This window comes from Chitinophaga sp. (assembly GCF_035538455.1).
Classification (GTDB): domain Bacteria; phylum Bacteroidota; class Bacteroidia; order Chitinophagales; family Chitinophagaceae; genus Chitinophaga.
This window is the reverse complement of the sequence record NZ_DATLKJ010000244.1, coordinates 15,846-36,015: the sequence shown is the minus strand read 5'-3', so window position 1 is coordinate 36,015 and position 20,170 is coordinate 15,846. Positions and strand designations below refer to the sequence as shown.

Sequence of the window (20,170 nt, the reverse complement as noted above, 5' to 3'; positions counted from 1 at the left end):
ATGACTGTTCAGGGCTCTTTGCTCAACGATGAGTATGTACAGTTGCAACAGGAGTTGGCAAAGATAGGTAAGCCAACCACACTGGAGAAAAAGAAACTGGACTCGTTGGGTGCATTGCGCGATGTGGTGGAGAAGAATTTTGTTTCCAGGCATCCTGCATCCTTTATCAGCCTTGAGTTGCTGAGGGGATTTGACGACTATAGCCTGGAACAACTGGAAGCAGCCTTCGCCAGCCTTACACCTGCATTGAGGAACAGCCATGGGGGCAAAGCGTTTTCGGCTATGCTGGAAACCCTCAAACGGGTGCAGATCGGCGCGGTAGCACCGGATTTTACGGAGAAAGACACCGCCGGTATTGCTGTTTCATTAAAAGATTTCCGTGGCAAATATGTGTTGGTAGATTTCTGGGCCAGCTGGTGCATTCCCTGCTTAGAGGAAATGCCTGATGTGCTGAAAGCCTACAATAAATACAAAGACCGGAACTTCACCGTGCTGGGCGTTTCGCTGGACAAGTCAAAGACCGCCTGGACCAAGGAAATACAACGGGGTCGGATGCCCTGGAAACAGGTCTCCCACCAGGACCCGCGGCGTGTGTCTGCCTCGAAGCTGTATGCCGTAAGGTTTATCCCGCAAAATTTTCTCATCAACCCGGAAGGGAAAATCATTGCGCACAACCTGGAAGGTGAAGCGCTGGGGAAATTGGATGAGCTGTTGAAATGATCGGTTAATATCCTGTTACGCAGCACCAAAAAAACAATAAATCCGCAAAACGTTATCTCGCCTGTCAATGGCAGCTACAGGGAAAGTAGTGAGCCTTGCCTGCTGAGAAAGATGACATTATTAAATCAAAAACCATGATAAGAAACCGTTGCTATTTGCTGATGGTACTGTTGCTGCCGATTGCAGCCTATGCTGCCAAACCTTTCCGGGTTACCGGAACACTGCACCTGGCCGATCAGCCGGTATGGATGCATCTCTTTTATTATCTGGCTGATGGTCAACGGGTGCATGACTCTACCCGCATTATCAATGGTAAATTTACATTCGCCGGGAAGCTGGATGAACCGGCGCACGCTTATCTCCGCGGCTACAATCCTCCCGCCCAGAAGAACTACTTTACTGGCGAGTTCTACCTGGAGCCGGGTAACCACGCCATCACCATTAGTGAAGATAGAAAACTGACTGTTCAGGGTTCTTTGCTCAACGATGAGTACGTACAGTTGCAACAGGAGCTGGCAAAGATAGGTAAGCCAACTAAAATTGAGGAAATTGACTCGTTCCGTGTATTGCACGATCCGGTGAAAAAGGATTTTATTTCCAGGCATCCTGCATCCTTTATCAGCCTTGAATTGCTAGATGACTTTAGACGCTATACCACGGAACAACGGGAGGCCATCTTCGCCGGCTTTACGTCTGCATTGAAGAACAGTCAGGCGGGCAAAGTGTTTGCGACCAAACTGGAAAACTTTAAGCGGGTGAAGATCGGTACAGTAGCACCGGATTTTACGGAGAAAGACACCGCCGGTATTGCTGTTTCATTAAAAGATTTCCGTGGCAAATATGTGCTGGTGGATTTCTGGGCCAGCTGGTGTGGTCCCTGTAGACAGGAAAATCCTAATGTGCTGAGGGCCTACAATAAATACAAAGACCGGAACTTCACCGTGCTGGGCGTTTCGCTGGACGAATCGAAGACCGCCTGGATCAAGGCCATAGAACAGGATCAACTGCCCTGGAAACAGATCTTCCACCAGGGTCCGCAGCATGCATCCGCCGCATACTTGTATGCCGTGGAGTCTATCCCGCAAAATTTTCTCATCAACCCGGAAGGGAAGATCATTGCGCACAACCTGAGAGGAGAAGGGCTGGAAAAACTGGATGAGCTGTTGAAATGACCAGTTACAGAAAATAAGGAGGAGAAGGAGTAATACCACCGGCTCAGGATTGGAACCGGGATCCTGCATGTGTGGGGCCGTACGATGATGACCGTTTCTACCTGTGTTTGTATGATGTAACGCCATCGCACGGCCTGTTTGGTATAGCGGTTCAGTATCCTGTTGTACAGCTGAAAGCCAGTAAATCCGCAAAACCTTACCTCGCCTGTCAACGTACAGCTACAGTTGTACCGCTTTTATCCCGGTACAGGGAAAGCAGTAAGCCTTGCCTGCAGAGAAAGATGATGATGATTAAATCAAAAACCATGATACGAAACCGTTGTTATCTGCTGATGGTACTGCTGCTGCCGGTTGCAGCCTATGCTGCCAGACCTTTCCGGGTTACCGGAACCCTGCACCTGGCTGAACACCCGGTATGGGCGCATCTTTATTACTATCTATCCGGTGATCAACTTGTGCATGACTCTGTCCGCATCACCGATGGTAAATTTACATTCGCCGGTGAGCTGGATGAACCGGTGAAGGCCTATCTCAACTGCCACTATCCCCCCTCCGTGCGAAAGCTCTTTAGGGGCGAGTTTTACCTGGAGCCGGGTAACCACGCCATCACCATTAGTGAAGAAGGAAAACTCACCGTTCAGGGTTCTTTGCTCAACGATGAGTACGTACAGTTGCAACAGGAGCTGGCAAAGATAGGTAAGCCAACTAAAATTGAGGAAATTGACTCGTTCTGTGCATTGCGCGATCCGGTGGAAAAGGATTTTGTTTCCAGACATCCTGCCTCTTTTCTCAGCCTTGAATTGCTGGAAGGATTTAGCGGTTATACCCTGGAACAACAGAACGCTACCTTCGCTGGTTTTACGCCTGCATTGAAGAACAGCCATGCGGGCAAAGCGTTTGTGGCTATGTTGGAAACCCTCAAACGGGTGCAGATCGGTGAAGTAGCACCTGATTTTACGGAGAAAGACACCGCTGGTATCGATGTTTCATTAAAAGATTTCCGTGGCAAATATGTGCTGGTGGATTTCTGGGCCAGTTGGTGCCTTCCCTGCTCAATGGAAAATCCTAATTTGCTGAAAGCCTATAATAAATATAAAGACCGGAACTTCACCGTGCTGGGCGTTTCGCTGGACGAGTCGAAGTCTGACTGGATCATGGGTATACAACGGGGTCAGCTGCCCTGGAAACATATCTCTCACCAGGACCCGCAGCGTGTGTCCGCCTCGAAGCTGTATGCCGTAAGGTTTATCCCGGAAAATTTTCTCATCAGCCCGGAAGGGAAAATTATTGCACACAACCTGATAGGAAAAGGGCTGGAAAAACTGGATGAGCTGTTGAAATGATCAGTTAGAGAAAATAGGGAGGAAAAGGAGTAACACCACCGGCTCGGGATTGGGGCCGGGATCTAACATACGTGGGGCCGTGCGATCATGGCCGTTTCTACCTGTATTTGTACGATGTAATGTAGTCGCACAGCCTGTTTGGTATAGCGGTTCAGGATCCTGTTGCACAGCACTAAAAGACACTAAATCCGCAAGACGTTATCTCGCCTGTCAACATACTGCTACAGTTGTACCGCTCTTATCCCGGTACAGGGAAAGTAGTGAGCCTTGCCTGTAGAGAAAGATGATTATTAAATCAAAAATCATGATACGAAACCGTTGTTATTTGCTGTTGCCGATTGCAGCCTATGCTGCCAAACCTTTCCGGATTACCGGAACCCTGCACCTGGCCGATCACCCTGTATCTGCGCATCTCTATTACTATACATCCGGTGATCAACTTGTACATGACTCTGTCCACATCACCGATGGTAAATTTACATTCGCCGGTGAGCTGGATGAACCGGTGAGGGCCTATCTCAACTGCCACTATCCTCCCTCCGTGCGAAAGCTCTTTAGGGGCGAGTTTTACCTGGAGCCCGGTAACCACGCCATCACCATTAGTGAAGAAGGAAAACTCACCGTTCAGGGTTCTTTGCTCAACGACGAGAATGTACAGCTGCAACAGGAGCTGGCAAAGATAGGTAAGCCAACCGAAATTGAGGAAATTGACTCGTTCAGAGCATTGTGTGATCATGTGGAAAAGGATTTTGTTTCCAGACATCCTGCATCCTTTATCAGCCTTGAATTGCTGGAAAGATTAAGTGACTATAGCGCCTATACCCTGGAACAACAGGAGGCTACCTTCGCAGGCTTTATGCCTGCATTGAAGAACAGCTATATGGGAAAAGCATTTGCGGCTATGCTGGAAAACCTCAAACGGGTGCAGATCGGTGCGGTAGCACCTGATTTTACGGAGAAAGACACCGCCGGTATCGATGTTTCATTAAAAGATTTCCGTGGCAAATATGTGTTGGTGAATTTCTGGGCCAGTTGGTGCTTTCCCTGCTTAGAGGAAATGCCTGGTTTGCTGAAAGCCTACAATAAATATAAAGACCGGAACTTTACCGTGCTGGGCGTTTCGTTGGATAAGTCAAAGCCCGCCTGGATCAAGGCCATAGAACAGGGGCAGCTGCCCTGGAAACAGATCTCCGACAAGGACCCGCAGCATGCGTCCGCCGCGAACTTGTATGCCGTAAGGTTTATCCCGCAAAATTTTCTCATCAACTCGGAAGGGAAAATCATTGCGCACAACCTGAGAGGAGAAGCACTGGAAAAACTGGATGAGCTGTTGAAATGATCAGTTGGAGTAAATAGGGAGGAGAAGGAGTAACACTGCCGGCTCGGGATTGTAACCGGGATCCAGCATACGTAGCGACAGTGCGGTAATGGCCGGTTATGAAGAATGGCGCTTCACCTTCTTCGAAGTATTATCTTGCACGCATGCTGCACCGTTTTCCACCTGCCCCCGGGTCCACTGACGCATCTTTCCTCACTGGAAAGACAGAAGTATTTGCCAAACTCAAAATTGAATCACTGCCCGGCAAGCGCACGGTGCTGATGACAGCGCATACCCTGATCTTCGTAACGAAAGGCGTAAAGCTATTGCACTTCCCAGGTGAAACAGTGAAGGTATCACCCGGAGAAGTGATCCTGTTACGTAAAGGAATATACGTAATGGCAGAGTACATCGGGGATGGCCTTGACTTTGAAGCCATGATGCTCTTCCTGCCGGGTAAGCTGCTGCAGGCCATGGCAAAACACTGTCATGAAGGCAGCGCTCATCAGCAGGACCATTACCTCGTCTTTCCGGCAACATCAGTGGTAAACGGATTCAAAGAGAGCTTCCGGAAATATTTTGACAGCCTGCCATCCAACTTCGAGTGGCTGCTGCCACTGAAACAACAGGAAATATTATTGCTGTTGCTCTCCGGAAGTGGGAGCGGTAAAGTACAATCGTTTATTAAATCCGCTATCAGCGCAGAACCCGCGGATATTGATTTTATCGTGAACAACTACCTGCTGCAACCGGTTACTATCGAAGAACTGGCAGGACTGTGCAATTGCAGCCTTGCTAAGTTTAAGCGCGATTTCCGTCAGCGTTATCGAAGCTCCCCCCGCGTCTGGATCAATACCAGGCGGTTGGCACATGCACATATGCTGTTGCTGAATACCAGTAAGCAGGTGACTGAAATAGCGTTGGAATGCGGATTTGAGAACACTTCCTATTTTATACGGTTGTTCAGAAATGAATACGGCCATCCCCCCGCCGCATTAAGAGCCGGAATTACTATTAAATGAGCTATATGGATTAACTTCCAACCTCCCCCGGTAGTGATCTTTGCATAAAAATCACATCCATGAAAATTTTACTGGTCGGTGGTCAGGGTACCATCGGAAGAAAAGTGGCTGCAGCCTTCACTGCACGCGGTCACGAAGTGATCACCGCAGGCAGGAATAGTGGCATTGTACAGGTAGATATTACATCGCCGGATTCTATTGAGAACATGTACAGGCAGACAGGCAATATAGACGCATGCATCTGCACCGCAGGAACAGGTTACTATGGCCCCTTTGAAGAGATGACCACACAGCTGATGATGCCGGGAATAGAAGGCAAACTGCTGGGACAGGTGAATCTTGTATTGATGGGAAAGAACTATCTCAATTCAGGTGGGTCATTCACGCTGACTTCTGGTATTGCCGCTCAGCACCCGGCACGCAACGGCACCTGTGTGGCCATGATCAACGGTGCAGTGAACAGTTTTGTATTAGGCGCTGCACAGGAGATGAAGCAGGAAAGGCGCATTAATGCAGTAAGCCCCGGATTGGTGGAAGACAGCAATGAACGGTACGGCGCATTTTTCCCCGGATATAACCTGGTACCAATGAATAAACTGGTGAATGCGTACATCCTGAGTGTGGCAGGCGCCGTGAACGGGAAGATCCTGAAGGTGTATTCGTGATGGTATACGCTGCCGCTGTATGGCAATAGCCACACAGCGGCAGCGTTCATATCCCCGGGCGTGGCCGCCGGTGAGGAGGAATTACAGTAATAATTACGGATATTGAGGGGGTATTCTGTTCCCGCATCACCCCTCATTGTTCATAATAATTGCAAAATTCCATGAAAACAAAATTGTTAACATTCCACGTAGGCGCGTTCCTGTTAGTCGCCATCTCATCCTGTAAAAAGGACCTCCAGGATACACACACATTACAATCCATCGACAACAAAGCCACCGCTGTGGCACAACCGCAGGCTGCTGCCTCATACCAGCTGATCTGGTCCGATGAGTTTAACGGCAGCGGCGTAGACGGTAATAAGTGGCAGTTTGAAACAGGTCCTAACACCAGTAATAACGAGAGACAATATTACCAGGCTGCCAATGCCTCCGTCAGCAACGGAAATCTCGTGATCACCGCCCGTAAGGAAAGTGTGAACGGCTGGCCTTACACCTCAGCCCGGCTAAACACCGCTGGCCGCTTTACCACCACATACGGCCGCATTGAAGCCAGAATTAAACTGGCGTCCGGACAGGGACTATGGCCCGCATTCTGGATGCTGGGCAACAACATCGGCTCAATAGGCTGGCCAAAATGCGGTGAGATCTACATTATGGAGCAGGTGAACACCAGTAATACCATCTACGGCACCATACATTGGGATGCCAATGGGTACGCCCACTACGGCGGTACCACCACTACCAGCTTCACCGATTACCACGTGTATGCAGTAGAGTGGGATGCCAGCTCCATCCGCTGGTTCGTGGACGGCAACCAATACCATGAGGCCAATATCCTCAATAATATCAACAGTACAGAAGAATTCCACAAGCCCTTCTTCATTATCCTCAACCTCGCTGTAGGCGGCAATTTCCCCGGTCAGACCGTGGATGAAAGCAAACTGCCCGCCAGCATGTACGTGGATTATGTAAGGGTATTCTCCATGACCAATGGCGGCGGCTCAGCACCCATCGGCTCCACGATTTCCATCAAAGGCGTTAACAACGCCTTCGTCAGCAGCGAAAACGGCACACAGCCAATGAACTGCAACCGGGCCACTGCACAGGCATGGGAACAGTTCACCGTGGAAGACGCCGGCGGCGGAAAAGTAGCGCTGAAGAGTATGGGCAAATATGTATCCTCCGAAAACGGTGTACAAGCAATTACGTGTAACCGTACCAGTGCGGGCGACTGGGAAAAATTCGACTGGATCTCCAATGCAGACGGTTCCTTCTCACTGCGAGGCAACAATGGCCGCTATATCTCCAGCGAAAACGGCACACAACCAATGACCTGCAACAGAACCACTATATCGGGCTGGGAATCTTTCCGGTACTGAGTTTAAAAAGACATGGGTGATGTACTGGGCGTCTCTTATCCGGGACGCCCTTTATCGTTTTTTTAAGTATGATGAATGAAATGGATAATTTTGCCACTTCTAATTTGATACTATGAACACAACACTCCATATCAGAAAAGCAGAAGAACAAGAGCTGTCATTGATTTTATCAATGCTGAAAGAAGCGGCAGAGGCTATTAAAAACAAAGGGCTCGACCAGTGGCATATGTGGCTCAACCCCCAGCCCGGACATATCAGCTGGATTGACGAAGGGTTAAAGCAAACGGAGTTTTTTATAGTGAATAACGAAGAAAATGAACACATAGGGATGTTCCGCCTTTCGTATACTGATATACGCTATTGGGGCGAACAGACAGATAAATCAGGTTACGTGCATTCTCTCGTGGTAAGAAAGGGGTTTTCCGGACAAAATATGGGCGCTAAAATCCTTCGCTATGTAGAAAACCTCCTGGTTATCGACGGATATGATTTACTGCGGCTCGATTGCAACGCATCCAACAACTGGCTTTGCAACTACTACGAAAACCTGGGATTCAAAAAAGTGGGAGAGAAGGCAATGCCCCATTCATTAAATAATCTCTACGAAAAGAAACTGCATTGATGTAAATATGTACTAAGGGTTAACCAGGGGGCAAAGGCCTGTTAAAAGTGTACTTTGCCAGTTGGTCACCCTGAGTCATTTATAATTGGGGATGTTCCTGCCAAGGATAATATTCACACGACCATTCCAGCTGCCCGCTTCACCTTTCGAAAGATGTATGATAAGATCGCCACCCCGTTTTTCAGCCTGGGCACGTAATGATGGTGTTACCAGCGGATCATCGTCAAACCACACTTCATCGATATAGTACAGCGTTTTATGTGGCTCCTTCACAAGGATATGAATATGCGCCGGTACATCCCTGTCCGGGTAAGGTGCAGGTCTTATACTGTTGATCGTGAAATTACCGTCATTATCCGTCTGTGCCCAGTTGCGCAGATGTCCGTGGAGCTTGCCATTGATCTGCCCTGGTGACGGTTCATAATAGCCCTGGGCATTTGTATGCCAGATGTACAGGGTGATATGAGGAGCAGGTGTTTTCCCGTCAGGTTGGTAAACCTTACCTGTTACAGTCAGGCGTTCTCCCGGCTCATGGGTGTCTGCTATCGTAACAACGGTGCGGATGCTGTCGTTTGCGGGCATGCCTTCATACATGGCATCACATCCATCGCAGTAGTCGCCAATGGCGATGTCTTTGGCGGTATCGGCTTTGCTGGCGGCAACCGTGCTTTCCTGGCTGCCGGAGCGGGCTGCATTACAGCTACAGATCAACAGCGCTGCCGTCAGGCATACAATAGGGAACGTGTATATTCTTTTCATGTTGTTGGTGGTTATATGGATGAGCATACAGATACAGGCCGAAATACCAGGGGCTGAGGGTGAAGTGCCGGCCGGCGTAATGAAGTTACTGCAAAAGCAATTGTTGGCAATAAGAAATAAGATGACCGGTATTCAGCTTGTCAGCTATATTTTCGCGAAAGCCACCTATATCTGTGTAGAGATACACATTTTTATATGAACAATTATAAAAACTGATTCTGTAACTTTGAAGGGAGTTGTTTTCCCACAACCCTATTGATGGCCTTATAATTACAGAATAAATTTATGAAGAAACCGCAGTTATTTACCCTACACTTTGCCGGAGGAAATTGTTATTCATTCCAGTTCCTTACGTCTAAATTGCCAGCATTGGAGGTGATCTCCCTGGAACTGCCCGGAAGAGGCAACCGTATGATGGAAGACCTGATCCATGGATTTGAGCAGGCTGCTGATGATCTTTTTAAGAAGATCACAGCCCGCCTCAATGGGGAACCTTTCCTGATATATGGTCACAGCATGGGCGCAGTACTAGGTATCAAAGTGGCGCATTTGCTGGAGCAAAGTGGCAGAAAGCCAGCCGCCCTTATTCTCAGCGGTAATGCTGGCCCAGGTGTTAAGAAATATGACAACACCTACCTGCAACCAACACCCGAGTTCAAAAAGGTATTGAAAGACCTGGGAGGTATACCCGATGAAGTATTGGATAACGAAGACCTGTTTTCTTTCTTTGAACCAGTCCTGAGAGCCGATTTCGAAATCGTGGAGAAAGCAGGGAAACATGCATTCAGCCCGGTAAGTATCCCTTTGTACGCCGTAATGGGTACAGCAGAAGAATGTGTGGATAAAATCGATACCTGGCAGCAATACACCACATCCCGCTTCCGGAAAGAACTGCTGGAAGGTGGACACTTTTTTATACATCAGCATGCGCCGAGAATGGCCGCCATCATTATGTCTCAGTTACAGGCGGCACAGGTGGCCCGTTAAAATACCATTTACTGTATGGAAGAAGTATTTACAGACGAAACATATGATCAGGTTGACTTTAGAGAAAAAGATCTTCGAAAGGATGAATACGATAACTGCGTTTTCATCAATTGCGATTTCTCTTCCACCAACTTAACCGATACAAAGTTTTTGGATTGTGAGTTTAACGGCTGTAACCTCAGCCTGGCAAACGTTACCGGAACCGCTTTCCGCGATGTGAAATTCAGGAACTGTAAAATGCTGGGACTGCGTTTCGACGTTTGCAATACCTTCGGATTCGCTTTCAGTGCAGAGAACTGTAACCTGAACAACTCATCTTTCTATAAGGTGAAGCTCTCCAAAACCAGGTTCAGCAACCTCCAACTGCATGAATGCGATTTCACGGAATGTGACCTCAGCAGTAGCGTACTGGATAACTGTGACTTTGCCGGTGCTGTATTCAATAACGCCTTGCTCGAAAAGGCTGACTTCCAAACCTCCTATAACTATTCCATTCACCCCGAAACCAACCGTATCAGGAAGGCGAAGTTCTCCTTATCCGGACTGCCGGGGCTTTTGGATAGATACGATATCATCATAGATCAGCATTCATGAATTATATAGAACAGGAAAAAGCAACCGGATGGGATTTCAGTTATCTTACCAATACCGGCAGGATGGCAGAAAGCCCGCTCCCCTGGAATTATTTTGTAACAGTGTGCCGGCATCTGAGTCCGGGGAACACAATACTGGATTTAGGCACCGGCGGCGGTGAGTTGCTCAGCCTGCTGCCGGACAAAGATCAATTACATATCTACGCCACAGAAGGTTATGAACCCAATGTTCCTGTTGCTGAAGCGCGGTTGCGTACCTTTGGCGCCACGCTGGTTGCTGATTATAGTGATGATGAGCTGCCTTTTGAAGATAATTATTTCGATGTGATCATCGACCGCCATGAAAGCTATAACCTTACCGAAATATATCGCGTACTAAAGCCGGGAGGCTTCTTCATTACACAGCAGGTGGACGGCCGCAGCGACCTCAACATCGCCGATGTGATTCTGGCCAAAGGCAACAAAGAGTACCTGCACTGGGATCTTTCCTATGCCCTGCGGGAGTTTGCAGACACCGCATTCCATATCCGTATGCAGCAGGAGGATAATGGCTTCACCAGGTTTTATGACACACAGGCATTATTATTTTATATCAAGTCTATGCCATATGTATTCGAAGACTATGACCAATTTGACTTCCCGCGCATCTCAGCGCTCCTGAACGATTACTTCGCTACGCATGGTTACCTGGATATACGAAAGGATCGTTTCATTATTGTAGCGCAGAAATAAACAGCGCTATTTGAAGAGGCGTTCTTCCAGCTCGATGCGGACGGTGTCGCCTTCCTCTTTTTGGATAAGGCTGCGCAGTTCCGCCTTGATGGGCAGTTTATGCGTGCCATTGCCCAACGCCATGAAAGAGCTGCGGAACGGATGTCCATCTACGGTGCCACGCACTTTTACAAGTCCCCTGGTACCAAAGAAGGCAACAGATTCCGGCCAGATCACGTAAGTCCAGCCGCCTTTGTTTTCACTTTTAAGCAGCTTCGCAGTGAACTGTTTGCTTAGTTGTTGATTGATGACCTGTTTCATATCCAATAGATTTAATCAGGTGAATAAACGATGATAACAATATAAAGTTAGTGGGATCATGACAGGATGAAGCTGTGTAAAGACGACTATTATACGGGGCATGTGCGACATATTAAGCTTTCATATTTTGTATATATTTTTTAGAAACAGAAATCTTATACCTATGAGGAAATGTTTGTTTACCGCAGCCGTGTGTTTATGCATTATACAAGCACATGCGCAGACATTGAATGATGTGACTACCAAGGGGAATACCACACAGAACCGTATTGTACTGGGTACCGTTGATGACGGTGTCAGCAAGCTACAGGTTTCAGGAGGAGGCATTACGCTTACCGGTAGTACTAATAACGTAAATGACCGTCCGCCGGTCACCAACGGCACCGGCGCGGAGATCCGTGCCAGCAGCCTGGCTGGATATGCCTTCGATGATGGTTTACTAAGACTAAGTGCAGGAGGTGGCACCAACGCTAATACCAAATCTTACATTGATCTCAGCGGTTATTCCTCCAGGGATGACATGAACATGAACATTGTCTTTGGTACAATGGGAGCAGAGCGTCTGCGCATCAATCCATACGGTAATACAGGGCTGGGAACACCATATCCGTTCACCAGGCTGACTGTGAGTGGTGGCGGCGTTTCTCTCAATGGCGGCCTTAACAATACAGATGACCGCCCGGTTATCAATAACGGGATACCCGGGGAAATCAGGGGATATAGCGGCGCCAACTATCTGGCTGATGATGGCTTCCTGCGGCTCAGCGCAGGTGGCGGCACCAACATCAGCACAAAGTCATTCATTGATCTCGTGGGATACTCTCAGAAGGGAGATATGAACCAGAATATTGTGATGGGCACAGCGGGTGCAGAACGCATACGCATTACGCCCGCCGGTAATGTAGGAATAGGTACACCCAACCCGGTGGCCAGGCTCTCCGTGAAAGGTGACATATATGCAACCAAAGTAAAGGTCACCCAGTCGCCGGCCGACTGGCCAGACTTTGTATTTGATCCGGCTTACCGGTTGTTGTCATTGCAGCAGGTGGAACGCTTTATAAAGGAACATAAACATCTCCCTGAAATACCTTCCGCACAAGCTACGGCAGCAGAAGGACTTGACCTTGGTCGTAGCCAGGCGCAGTTACTTCAAAAGATAGAGGAACTGACATTATACCTGATAGAACAGAACAAAAAGATGGATGCCCAGCAGCAATTGATCTCGCGTCAGCAGCAGCGGCTGGAAGAGCAGGAGAAACGCCTGAATGTACTGGAGAAGAAATAATTGCTACATAAAAAGAAAGAGCAAAGAACACATCGTTCTTTGCTCTTTCTTTTTATGCGGTGTACTTCGCTTAGTTATTCTTTACATCATACAGGATCACAAATTCCACGCGCCTGTTCTTTGCCCTGCCGGCATCAGTGCTATTGCTCGCAATAGGATCACGATCAGCAAGTCCCCAGGTGAACATACGGTCGCTGCTCACTTTGAATTCCTGTAATAGACTTCTGGCTGCATTTGCACGCTTTTCTGACAGATCGCGGTTGTAGTCCGTGTTCCCGGTATTGTCTGTATGGCCGGTGATCAGGATCTTGGTCTTGCCATATTTATTCAGGATGTCTGCAAAATGTCCGAATGTGGGTTTGATAGCGTCGCTCAGCTGATCTGAAGAAGTAGCAAACAATACATTGTTGGGGAATATTACCTTCACGCTGTCCTGGATGATACTTACTTCTGCTCCATTCAACACGTCCTTAAGTTCCTTGTACTGTTTCTGCATGTATACATGCGGACTGGCACTCTTCTTGGAAGACGCGCAGGAAGTAATAAAGAATATGGCTGTAATGGCGTATAGCCAGTACCGTAAAGGCAAAAACATTCTTTTCATATCTGGTCCTATTTGCGTGCAAAGTTATCTAAAAATAAGATTATCAACATATTGTGAGTAATATTTATAATATGTTGAAAAACGTGTATAGATTAGCAGGGAGGGGAAAAGAAAGCAGATCATCTGCATATCCACGCTATGAATGCGGCAAATAATGTATTGAGGAAATTCACGAGATCATTGCTGATGTAATGCTTGCGCTCCAGCGATGCGCCCAGTAAGGAATCCATAAGATTACCCAACACGCCGGCGATCACAATAGTGAGGATGCGGAGATCGAAGCCCTGGCCCAATGCAAAAACGATGGCAATGATCAGTGCGCCCCCGGCACCTATCAGCGTACCTTCCAGGCTCACAACACCATCCAGTCCGCGGGTATCTTTTTTAAAGGACAGCACATTGTAAAAATTACGGCCATAGATAGTACCCAGTTCAGACGACATGGTGTCTGCTGCCGCTGACGCCAGGCTCGCGGCTAGCATCAGGATAAATGTGTCTGCATAGACCGGGAAAATAAGCGCCAGCAATGCCATGATCGCCGCAACACCGCCATTGGCAAATACCTGCCCTGGCTTCCGCTGTTGTTCATGATGCTCTTCCGCGCTGATGCTTGCTTTCCGCTCTTTCCCGTGGGAGGTAGAGAGAACGCCTAGCACAAAGAAGGCGCCCAGCAATGCAATACCCGTATATCCGGCGCCGGCAAATACACAGCTGCCTGTTACACCAGCTGCCAGGGAAGCACTGAAAGTGAGTTTGCCCGTCTTTACACAGGCTACCAGCACTGCAATGAGCACCAGAAGAAAAATACTGGCTGAAATAAAGGATATATGCATATGCACCCGGATGAGAACGTGCAAATATCTTCTTTTTTACGGAAAGATATAGCTCAGTGTACCCGTGCCCGTTGCAGATGAGGCATACGCAAGGCTCTACCGGAATGAACAGATCATTGGTAAACTCTCCGGATATTTTGCTTTCCTGGCTATCTTCATGTCCTGTCTGGGATTGTTTGGTGTGGCTGCACAGTTTTGCTTACCGTGCAAGCCTCGGCTGGTGTATATTTGCGCTGGCTGGCGTCCTCGCCGTTGGGATCGCGATGCTTACAGTTATGATACAAAGCATTAAAGCCAGTCTACAGGGTCCTGTCCGCAGCCTGAAGATGGAATAGCACCACACGTTAGCCTTTGGCCTTCTTCCTCGCTTTCTCCTCATTGTATTTCATCCTGGCTTTCACTATTTTTTTGATCAGTGCTGTAGGCAGCGGCTTACTGTAAGGAAAGCGTACGGTAGAAGCGGCGGTCTTGTATGGCTTCAGCTCTTCCTGGAATGAATCGAGGAGGGTAGTGCTCATCACATAAAACCCCAGGTGGTCTTTTGCTGCAGCATAGGCTACCAATCCACCATGATATTTAAAGGTCGGTATCTGGTAGCTGATCACCTCCTCCGCAGTGGGCGCTGTTTCCCGTATAATGCTCCGCATGTTTTCGAGGTGTGGTCTGTTGTCAGGCAGACATCCTGCGATGTATTTATCTACGTCGGCAGGCCCGGTAGTATTGGCTTTACTGGACATAGTAACTTGTTTGATGATGAGTAGTTGTCTATAAAGATAACATCCTTTCCCTGTTTGCCGCCCTTCCAAAAGTTGTTTCTTTTATAGATTTATTATTTATTTTTCAGCAGAAGCCTTAAAATATCCATGGTTATGATCAATTTAAATCTCAATGCCAAATCTGCCAATACCTATGATGCCATTGTGATCGGTTCCGGGATCAGCGGGGGATGGGCCGCCAAGGAATTGTGTGAGAAAGGTCTGAAGGTATTGATGCTGGAGAGGGGAAAACAACTGGAACACGTCAAAGACTATGCGTCCGCCATGAGCGCACCCTGGGAACTGCCTCACCGTGGCCGCGTAGTGGAAGAATTCGGGAAAGACCATCCCTACCTGGTACGCGACCGCGTAGCCGGTGAATTCAATAAAGACTACTGGGTGAAAGATACCGACAGTCCGTATACCGAGAAGAAGCGGTTCGACTGGCTGCGCAGCGACATAGTGGGTGGAAGATCCATCATGTGGGGCCGGGGTTCACTACGGCTCAGCGATCTGGATTTTGAAGCCAACGCGAAAGAGGGTATTGGCATCGACTGGCCTATACGTTATAAAGACCTCTCGCCCTGGTATGATCATGTGGAGAAATTTGCAGGTATCAGCGGACAGGCAGAAGGCCTGGCGCACCTCCCTGATGGCATGTTTCAGCCACCCATGGAAATGAACTGCATCGAGAAGCAAACAAAAGGTCGCATCGAAAGCACTTTCCCCGGAAGGAAAATGACGATCTTCCGTACAGCTAATCTCACAGAGCCGATTGGCAGCAGAAATAAATGCCAGTATCGCAACCGCTGCAGCCGCGGATGTCCGTTTGGGGCATATTTCAGCACACAGTCTTCGACACTGCCGGCTGCTGTCGCTACCGGCAACCTGACCCTGCGCCCGGATTCTATCGTCAACTCCATCATCTATGACGAAGCAAAAGGAAAAGCAACCGGTGTAAGAGTAATAGATAAGCATACCAAAGAGATAACCGAGTATTATGCTCGTATCATCTTCCTCAATGCATCCGCATTGGGCAGTACATTTGTATTGCTCAATTCCACTTCCGGCAGGTTTCCTGACGGATTAGGAAACGACAGCGGCGTGCTGGGGCGCTACCTCATGGATCATCATTTTCATGCCGGCGCTATGGGCACGATAGATGATTTCCCGGATAAATATTATTACGGACAACGGCCTGCTGGCTTTTATATACCACGTTTCAGGAATGTAGACCAAGATAAGCGCGACTACCTGCGCGGCTTTGGTTATACCGGCTACAGCAGCCGGTCTGATTGGGCCCGCGGCATTGCCGAGCTGGGAATAGGGCAGGCGTTTAAGGATTATCTCTGTGAACCAGGCCCCTGGCAAATGGGTCTGATGGGCTTCGGTGAATGCCTCCCATATGAAGATAATACCGTAACGCTGGATCATAGCACAAAAGATGCCTGGGGACAGCCTGTGCTGCAATTCAACTGCGAGTTCAAAGATAATGAGATGAAGATGCGCAAAGATATGACCGCAGATGCTGTAGCAATGCTGGAAGCCGCAGGGTTCAAAAATATTATGCCATTCGACCGCAAATATTATCCCGGTTCTGCCATTCATGAAATGGGTACGGCGCGTATGGGTAAAGATCCGGGCACTTCCATTCTCAATGAATGGAACCAGGTGCATTCCGTAAAGAATGTTTTTGTAACAGACGGTGCCTGCATGACTTCTTCCGCCTGTCAAAATCCATCACTCACATATATGGCTCTTACTGCCAGGGCTGCGGATCACGCGGTAAAGGAGCTGAAGCGCATGGAGCTGTAATTAGATCAATCCGTTGATCACCGCGTATTGCAGCAGCATGATCGTTTTGCCATCCCTTATCCCGCCGGTCCTTATCATGTCAAGCGCTTTTCTGAATGGCAGTTCAAGCACTTCGATGTTTTCTTGTTCTTCTTCCAGTCCACCACCATCATGGATCTTCATGTCGCGGGTATAGGCGGCTACGAAGAAGTGCAAAATCTCTGTAACAGAGCCTGGCGACATATACGCTTCAAATACTTTCTGTACATCGGTTATCTGGTAACCGGTTTCTTCTTCTGTTTCCCGTTTGATGCAGGCCTCCGGATCATCTTTGTCCAACAGCCCTGCGCAGCATTCTATCAGCATACCGGTTTCATTGCCATTGATGTAGGTGGGCATCCGGAATTGCCTGGTGAGGATAACCGTTTGCTGTTCCTTGTTGTATAGCAGAATGGCGGCGCCGTTACCACGGTCATAGGCCTCGCGTTGTTGTTGTGTTACCGTTCCATCCGCCAGTGTGATCTCATAGGTTACCTTCTTCAGTATATACCAGTTGTCCGATAAAATGTCCGTTCTCAGTATGTTTACTTTCTTCATATTGTAATGATCATTTGTGATCAAATTTGATTATCTTTGATTAAGATAGATATTTTGACATGAATTATCAAATAAGAAAACAAAAAATACTGGAGCGGCTGGGAAAGACGGAAGAGGTAACCATCCGGGAATTGGCAGAAATGCTGCATATATCAGAGATCACTGTACGCAGGGATCTTACCCGGTTGTCAAACGACGGACAACTATACCGCACGCATGGCGGTGCCATGAAGATTAATCAACTGGAGATGCCGCATAACTTCGTGAACAAGGCTGCCGTGAACCCTGCGGTGAAAGACAGCATCTGCCGCCGCGCAGCCACTGAAATACGTGATGGCGATATTATCTTCATGGATTGCGGCAGCACTGTTTTTCGCCTGTGTCAGTTTATCCGCAACAAGAAAATCAAAGTGATCACCAACTCTATCCCCGTGATCTATGAGCTGCAGAACAGCCAAGTGTCGCTCAATATCATTGGTGGTGAGTTTGATGGGGAAAGACAGGCTATGCACGGAGATATAGCGGCGGAGCATATTGCGCGGTATCATGCCACGAAAGCGTTTGTCGGTGCGGATGGTCTCAGTGCAAAGGGGCTTTTCGCCAACAGTGAAAAGGAAGCGGTCATTACAAAAGCCATCGCTGCACAGAGCTTGCACACTTACCTGTTATGTGACGCCAGCAAGATAGGGAAAACGTCTTACCTGCGTTTTGCGGGATTTAATATTATCAATACGATCATCACCAATGGTGATCCGCTGGAATTGAGATTTCTGAAGAAAGAAGAAGTGAAAGTGATCAGGATTTAGCTGCTAAAAGCTAAATACTCTCTTTCCATTCTTCTTCCAGCAGATACCAGACAAAACGGCCTTCCTCTCTGACAAATACGGCGCTTGACTCCCGGATAGTTTTGCCAGTGGGGCTTTCCTGGGTTTCTATGTAGGATACTAACGCATGTTCTGCTGTGGCATATCCCTCCAATGCGGTCAGGGTAATGCGGACTCCCGGCTTGGTTGCTTTCACGGAAGGCAGCCAATGTAGCAGGTCTTCGTAATTTATCTTCTTTCCGTCCGGGGATGTCATCCGGAAGCTAGTGCTGAAATTTTGCATCAGGATCTCTACACTGGTGTTGGCGCCATTGAACCATTTTTCAATTTCTTCTACAAAGCGGATCACCTCCTGTTTTGCTTGTATTGCATTTTCCATTATTGTATCATTTAGTGTGTTTGTTGTTTACCAAATATGATGGCCAGCAGAAACCCTGAGGCTTGTACTGCCGCCAGTGCTGCAAAGGTAATTACCAGCGATAGCTGATAGCTGAAGAAGCCTGAAAGCGTAAAGAACAAGGTGCCTAGCACAGCCCCGCCCAGTACACCGCCTGTCTGCACTGCTGTGCTGACGATGCCGGAAGCCTGTCCTGCAAATGTTAATGGTGCGCTGCCCATCACCAGTCGCAGCATTGAAGGCATGACGATGCCATGTCCGAGCCCGGCCATCAGCAGGCAGCATTTAAAGAGTATAGGCGCCGCCGTTAGATAGATGATACAACTGCTTAGCAGGAAACCGGTGCTGAGCAGTAACATGCCTGCTTTCACCGTTTTAACGCCTTCATGGCCGTTTATCCTGGCACTGAGCAATGGTCCGGCGAAGAAGCCTGTAGCGTATGGTAGCACAGCCAGCCCGGCAGACAATGCATCCCAATGCAGGGCATGTTGCAGGTAGTAAGGGAAGACGACAAAGAAGGCCGACGTGTGATTGTACAGGAAGATAACGCCAAGGCCAGTACGAAAATGCCTGCCTTTCAATAGTGGAATATGAATGAGCGGATCTTTGCCTGCGTGCAGCACGCGTTGCTCTGTATATAAAAATAGTATGCCTGTTATGACGGCTAGTGCCATACAGCCGAAGGTCCACAGCGGCCAGCCTGCCTCACGGCCCTTGATCAGTGGGAAAATGAAAAGGGCCAGTGTAAGTGTTACCAGTAACATGCCTGCGATGTCCAGCTGTGGCCTTTTGGCGGGTTTGTTCTCCTCAAGTATGAAGGCAGCACCCAGGATGGTGAGGATGCCTACAGGTATATTAATCATGAATATACTTTCCCAGGTCCATCCGAAAATATGTGCATTGATCAGAAGGCCGCCGAGCAGCTGCCCGGCAATGGCGGCTACGCCAAACACAGCGCCGAAGATACCCATCGCCCGCGGCTGCTCCGCTGACGGGAAGATAACGCGGATGGTGGCCAGCACCTGCGGCGCTAACATGGCTGCCGCAGCTCCCTGTACCGCCCGCACGGCAATCAGAAACCTGATATCAGGCGCCATCGCACAGCCTGCGGATGCTGCGGTAAATGCCAACATACCGGTCATGTATACACGTTTCCTGCCGAAGATATCGCCCAGCCGACCGCCGGTTACCACCAGCGCCGCATAGGCCAGCCCATAGGCTGCTACTACCAGCTGTAGGGCACTCTCATTGACATGTAGGGTGTCTTTGATGGCCTGTAATGCGATGTTCACAATGAAATAATCCAAGGGGGAAAGGAAGGCGCCCATGGATAGCACCACCAATGCCAACCACCGGCGCCGGTCCGGTATTGTAATCGTTTCCGTTATCATCTCTGCTTATATTGATCAGGATGCAAAGCAAAATTATCCGGTACAAAGAAAATTGCACTTTAAAAGGTATTCCCTGTA

The 20,170-nt window shown here is 48.5% G+C and carries 23 protein-coding genes; 15 read left to right on the top strand and 8 right to left on the bottom strand.

Annotated elements, in window-relative coordinates; all coding sequences use genetic code 11:
- The 8 genes from VM802_RS28525 to VM802_RS28490 form a co-directional block, all read left to right on the top strand.
- The coding region (locus VM802_RS28525; protein WP_325537220.1) for a peroxiredoxin family protein at positions 1-720 on the top strand (720 nt) is incomplete at its 5' end.
- 134 nt (positions 721-854) lie between these two features.
- Positions 855-1,892 carry a redoxin domain-containing protein gene (locus VM802_RS28520; RefSeq protein ID WP_325537218.1) on the top strand — a complete coding sequence of 346 codons (1,038 nt, stop codon included), beginning with the start codon at positions 855-857 and terminating at the stop codon, positions 1,890-1,892.
- Positions 1,893-1,963: 71 nt separating this feature from the next.
- The gene (locus VM802_RS28515; RefSeq protein WP_325537216.1) at positions 1,964-3,235 is read left to right on the top strand and encodes a redoxin domain-containing protein; all 1,272 of its coding nucleotides are present in this window, start codon (positions 1,964-1,966) and stop codon (positions 3,233-3,235) included.
- 304 nt (positions 3,236-3,539) lie between these two features.
- Entirely contained in the window at positions 3,540-4,574 is a 1,035-nt protein-coding gene (locus VM802_RS28510) for a redoxin domain-containing protein (RefSeq protein ID WP_325537213.1), read from the top strand.
- Between the two features lie 98 nt (positions 4,575-4,672).
- Complete coding sequence (locus VM802_RS28505) at positions 4,673-5,575, top strand: helix-turn-helix transcriptional regulator (RefSeq protein WP_325537211.1); 903 nt, start codon at positions 4,673-4,675, stop codon at positions 5,573-5,575.
- Positions 5,576-5,634: 59 nt separating this feature from the next.
- Complete coding sequence (locus VM802_RS28500; RefSeq protein ID WP_325537209.1) at positions 5,635-6,240, top strand: short chain dehydrogenase; 606 nt, start codon at positions 5,635-5,637, stop codon at positions 6,238-6,240.
- Positions 6,241-6,401: 161 nt separating this feature from the next.
- Positions 6,402-7,619, top strand: a complete 1,218-nt coding sequence (locus VM802_RS28495; RefSeq protein WP_325537207.1) for a family 16 glycosylhydrolase — start codon at positions 6,402-6,404, stop codon at positions 7,617-7,619.
- A 112-nt stretch (positions 7,620-7,731) separates the two neighbouring features.
- Positions 7,732-8,241 carry a GNAT family N-acetyltransferase gene (locus VM802_RS28490; protein ID WP_325537205.1) on the top strand — a complete coding sequence of 170 codons (510 nt, stop codon included), beginning with the start codon at positions 7,732-7,734 and terminating at the stop codon, positions 8,239-8,241.
- Positions 8,242-8,316: 75 nt separating this feature from the next.
- Here VM802_RS28490 and VM802_RS28485 read toward each other — a convergent pair whose 3' ends face one another.
- Positions 8,317-9,000 (bottom strand): dioxygenase family protein, encoded by a 684-nt coding sequence (locus VM802_RS28485; protein WP_325537203.1) that lies wholly within the window; start codon positions 8,998-9,000, stop codon positions 8,317-8,319.
- 285 nt (positions 9,001-9,285) lie between these two features.
- Here VM802_RS28485 and VM802_RS28480 point away from each other — a divergent pair, with 285 nt between their 5' ends.
- From VM802_RS28480 to VM802_RS28470, 3 genes are read left to right on the top strand one after another with little or no spacing between them, the layout of a single operon-like run.
- Positions 9,286-9,987: a thioesterase II family protein gene (locus tag VM802_RS28480; RefSeq protein WP_325537201.1), complete on the top strand. Its 702-nt coding sequence runs from the start codon at positions 9,286-9,288 to the stop codon at positions 9,985-9,987.
- A gap of 15 nt (positions 9,988-10,002) precedes the next feature.
- Entirely contained in the window at positions 10,003-10,581 is a 579-nt protein-coding gene (locus tag VM802_RS28475; protein WP_325537199.1) for a pentapeptide repeat-containing protein, read from the top strand.
- A complete protein-coding gene (locus VM802_RS28470; RefSeq protein ID WP_325537197.1) occupies positions 10,578-11,312 on the top strand; it encodes a class I SAM-dependent methyltransferase in 735 nt (244 codons plus the stop codon). Before VM802_RS28475 ends, VM802_RS28470 begins: the two co-directional genes overlap by 4 nt.
- Before the next feature lie 6 nt (positions 11,313-11,318).
- On the opposite strand, the gene VM802_RS28465 is transcribed toward VM802_RS28470, so the two are convergent.
- A complete protein-coding gene (locus tag VM802_RS28465; protein ID WP_325537195.1) occupies positions 11,319-11,612 on the bottom strand; it encodes a DUF1905 domain-containing protein in 294 nt (97 codons plus the stop codon).
- 163 nt (positions 11,613-11,775) lie between these two features.
- Here VM802_RS28465 and VM802_RS28460 point away from each other — a divergent pair, with 163 nt between their 5' ends.
- The gene (locus VM802_RS28460) at positions 11,776-12,897 is read left to right on the top strand and encodes a hypothetical protein (protein WP_325537193.1); all 1,122 of its coding nucleotides are present in this window, start codon (positions 11,776-11,778) and stop codon (positions 12,895-12,897) included.
- A gap of 70 nt (positions 12,898-12,967) precedes the next feature.
- Here VM802_RS28460 and VM802_RS28455 read toward each other — a convergent pair whose 3' ends face one another.
- Both VM802_RS28455 and VM802_RS28450 read right to left on the bottom strand, forming a co-directional pair.
- Positions 12,968-13,501, bottom strand: a complete 534-nt coding sequence (locus VM802_RS28455; RefSeq protein WP_325537191.1) for an OmpA family protein — start codon at positions 13,499-13,501, stop codon at positions 12,968-12,970.
- A gap of 119 nt (positions 13,502-13,620) precedes the next feature.
- Complete coding sequence (locus VM802_RS28450; protein ID WP_325537189.1) at positions 13,621-14,358, bottom strand: DUF92 domain-containing protein; 738 nt, start codon at positions 14,356-14,358, stop codon at positions 13,621-13,623.
- Positions 14,359-14,438: 80 nt separating this feature from the next.
- Here VM802_RS28450 and VM802_RS28445 point away from each other — a divergent pair, with 80 nt between their 5' ends.
- Positions 14,439-14,669, top strand: a complete 231-nt coding sequence (locus VM802_RS28445) for a hypothetical protein (protein WP_325537187.1) — start codon at positions 14,439-14,441, stop codon at positions 14,667-14,669.
- A 9-nt stretch (positions 14,670-14,678) separates the two neighbouring features.
- Here VM802_RS28445 and VM802_RS28440 read toward each other — a convergent pair whose 3' ends face one another.
- On the bottom strand, positions 14,679-15,071 hold the full coding sequence (locus tag VM802_RS28440) for an iron chaperone (protein WP_325537185.1): 393 nt from the start codon (positions 15,069-15,071) through the stop codon (positions 14,679-14,681).
- A gap of 132 nt (positions 15,072-15,203) precedes the next feature.
- Here VM802_RS28440 and VM802_RS28435 point away from each other — a divergent pair, with 132 nt between their 5' ends.
- A complete protein-coding gene (locus VM802_RS28435; protein WP_414647137.1) occupies positions 15,204-16,904 on the top strand; it encodes a GMC oxidoreductase in 1,701 nt (566 codons plus the stop codon).
- Here VM802_RS28435 and nudK read toward each other — a convergent pair whose 3' ends face one another.
- Positions 16,905-17,480, bottom strand: a complete 576-nt coding sequence (nudK, locus tag VM802_RS28430) for a GDP-mannose pyrophosphatase NudK (protein WP_325537180.1) — start codon at positions 17,478-17,480, stop codon at positions 16,905-16,907.
- Between the two features lie 59 nt (positions 17,481-17,539).
- On the opposite strand from nudK, the gene VM802_RS28425 reads away from it, so the two are divergent.
- Positions 17,540-18,286, top strand: a complete 747-nt coding sequence (locus VM802_RS28425; RefSeq protein ID WP_325537178.1) for a DeoR/GlpR family DNA-binding transcription regulator — start codon at positions 17,540-17,542, stop codon at positions 18,284-18,286.
- A gap of 10 nt (positions 18,287-18,296) precedes the next feature.
- Here VM802_RS28425 and VM802_RS28420 read toward each other — a convergent pair whose 3' ends face one another.
- Together VM802_RS28420 and VM802_RS28415 are read right to left on the bottom strand one after the other, a co-directional pair.
- The gene (locus VM802_RS28420; RefSeq protein WP_325537176.1) at positions 18,297-18,683 is read right to left on the bottom strand and encodes a hypothetical protein; all 387 of its coding nucleotides are present in this window, start codon (positions 18,681-18,683) and stop codon (positions 18,297-18,299) included.
- A gap of 11 nt (positions 18,684-18,694) precedes the next feature.
- On the bottom strand, positions 18,695-20,092 hold the full coding sequence (locus VM802_RS28415) for an MFS transporter (RefSeq protein WP_325537174.1): 1,398 nt from the start codon (positions 20,090-20,092) through the stop codon (positions 18,695-18,697).
- Positions 20,093-20,170 lie beyond the last annotated feature (78 nt).

Coding starts and splice junctions, on each gene's coding strand:
- VM802_RS28470 (WP_325537197.1), top strand. CDS start 10,578: ATGAATTATATAGAACAGGAAAAAGCAACCGGATGGGATTTCAGTTAT.
- VM802_RS28420 (WP_325537176.1), bottom strand. CDS start 18,683: ATGGAAAATGCAATACAAGCAAAACAGGAGGTGATCCGCTTTGTAGAA.
- VM802_RS28425 (WP_325537178.1), top strand. CDS start 17,540: ATGAATTATCAAATAAGAAAACAAAAAATACTGGAGCGGCTGGGAAAG.
- VM802_RS28500 (WP_325537209.1), top strand. CDS start 5,635: ATGAAAATTTTACTGGTCGGTGGTCAGGGTACCATCGGAAGAAAAGTG.
- VM802_RS28495 (WP_325537207.1), top strand. CDS start 6,402: ATGAAAACAAAATTGTTAACATTCCACGTAGGCGCGTTCCTGTTAGTC.
- VM802_RS28510 (WP_325537213.1), top strand. CDS start 3,540: ATGATACGAAACCGTTGTTATTTGCTGTTGCCGATTGCAGCCTATGCT.
- VM802_RS28455 (WP_325537191.1), bottom strand. CDS start 13,501: ATGAAAAGAATGTTTTTGCCTTTACGGTACTGGCTATACGCCATTACA.
- VM802_RS28435 (WP_414647137.1), top strand. CDS start 15,204: ATGATCAATTTAAATCTCAATGCCAAATCTGCCAATACCTATGATGCC.
- VM802_RS28480 (WP_325537201.1), top strand. CDS start 9,286: ATGAAGAAACCGCAGTTATTTACCCTACACTTTGCCGGAGGAAATTGT.
- VM802_RS28445 (WP_325537187.1), top strand. CDS start 14,439: ATGAACAGATCATTGGTAAACTCTCCGGATATTTTGCTTTCCTGGCTA.
- VM802_RS28520 (WP_325537218.1), top strand. CDS start 855: ATGATAAGAAACCGTTGCTATTTGCTGATGGTACTGTTGCTGCCGATT.
- VM802_RS28465 (WP_325537195.1), bottom strand. CDS start 11,612: ATGAAACAGGTCATCAATCAACAACTAAGCAAACAGTTCACTGCGAAG.
- nudK (WP_325537180.1), bottom strand. CDS start 17,480: ATGAAGAAAGTAAACATACTGAGAACGGACATTTTATCGGACAACTGG.
- VM802_RS28475 (WP_325537199.1), top strand. CDS start 10,003: ATGGAAGAAGTATTTACAGACGAAACATATGATCAGGTTGACTTTAGA.
- VM802_RS28490 (WP_325537205.1), top strand. CDS start 7,732: ATGAACACAACACTCCATATCAGAAAAGCAGAAGAACAAGAGCTGTCA.
- VM802_RS28460 (WP_325537193.1), top strand. CDS start 11,776: ATGAGGAAATGTTTGTTTACCGCAGCCGTGTGTTTATGCATTATACAA.
- VM802_RS28440 (WP_325537185.1), bottom strand. CDS start 15,071: ATGTCCAGTAAAGCCAATACTACCGGGCCTGCCGACGTAGATAAATAC.
- VM802_RS28415 (WP_325537174.1), bottom strand. CDS start 20,092: ATGATAACGGAAACGATTACAATACCGGACCGGCGCCGGTGGTTGGCA.
- VM802_RS28505 (WP_325537211.1), top strand. CDS start 4,673: ATGAAGAATGGCGCTTCACCTTCTTCGAAGTATTATCTTGCACGCATG.
- VM802_RS28485 (WP_325537203.1), bottom strand. CDS start 9,000: ATGAAAAGAATATACACGTTCCCTATTGTATGCCTGACGGCAGCGCTG.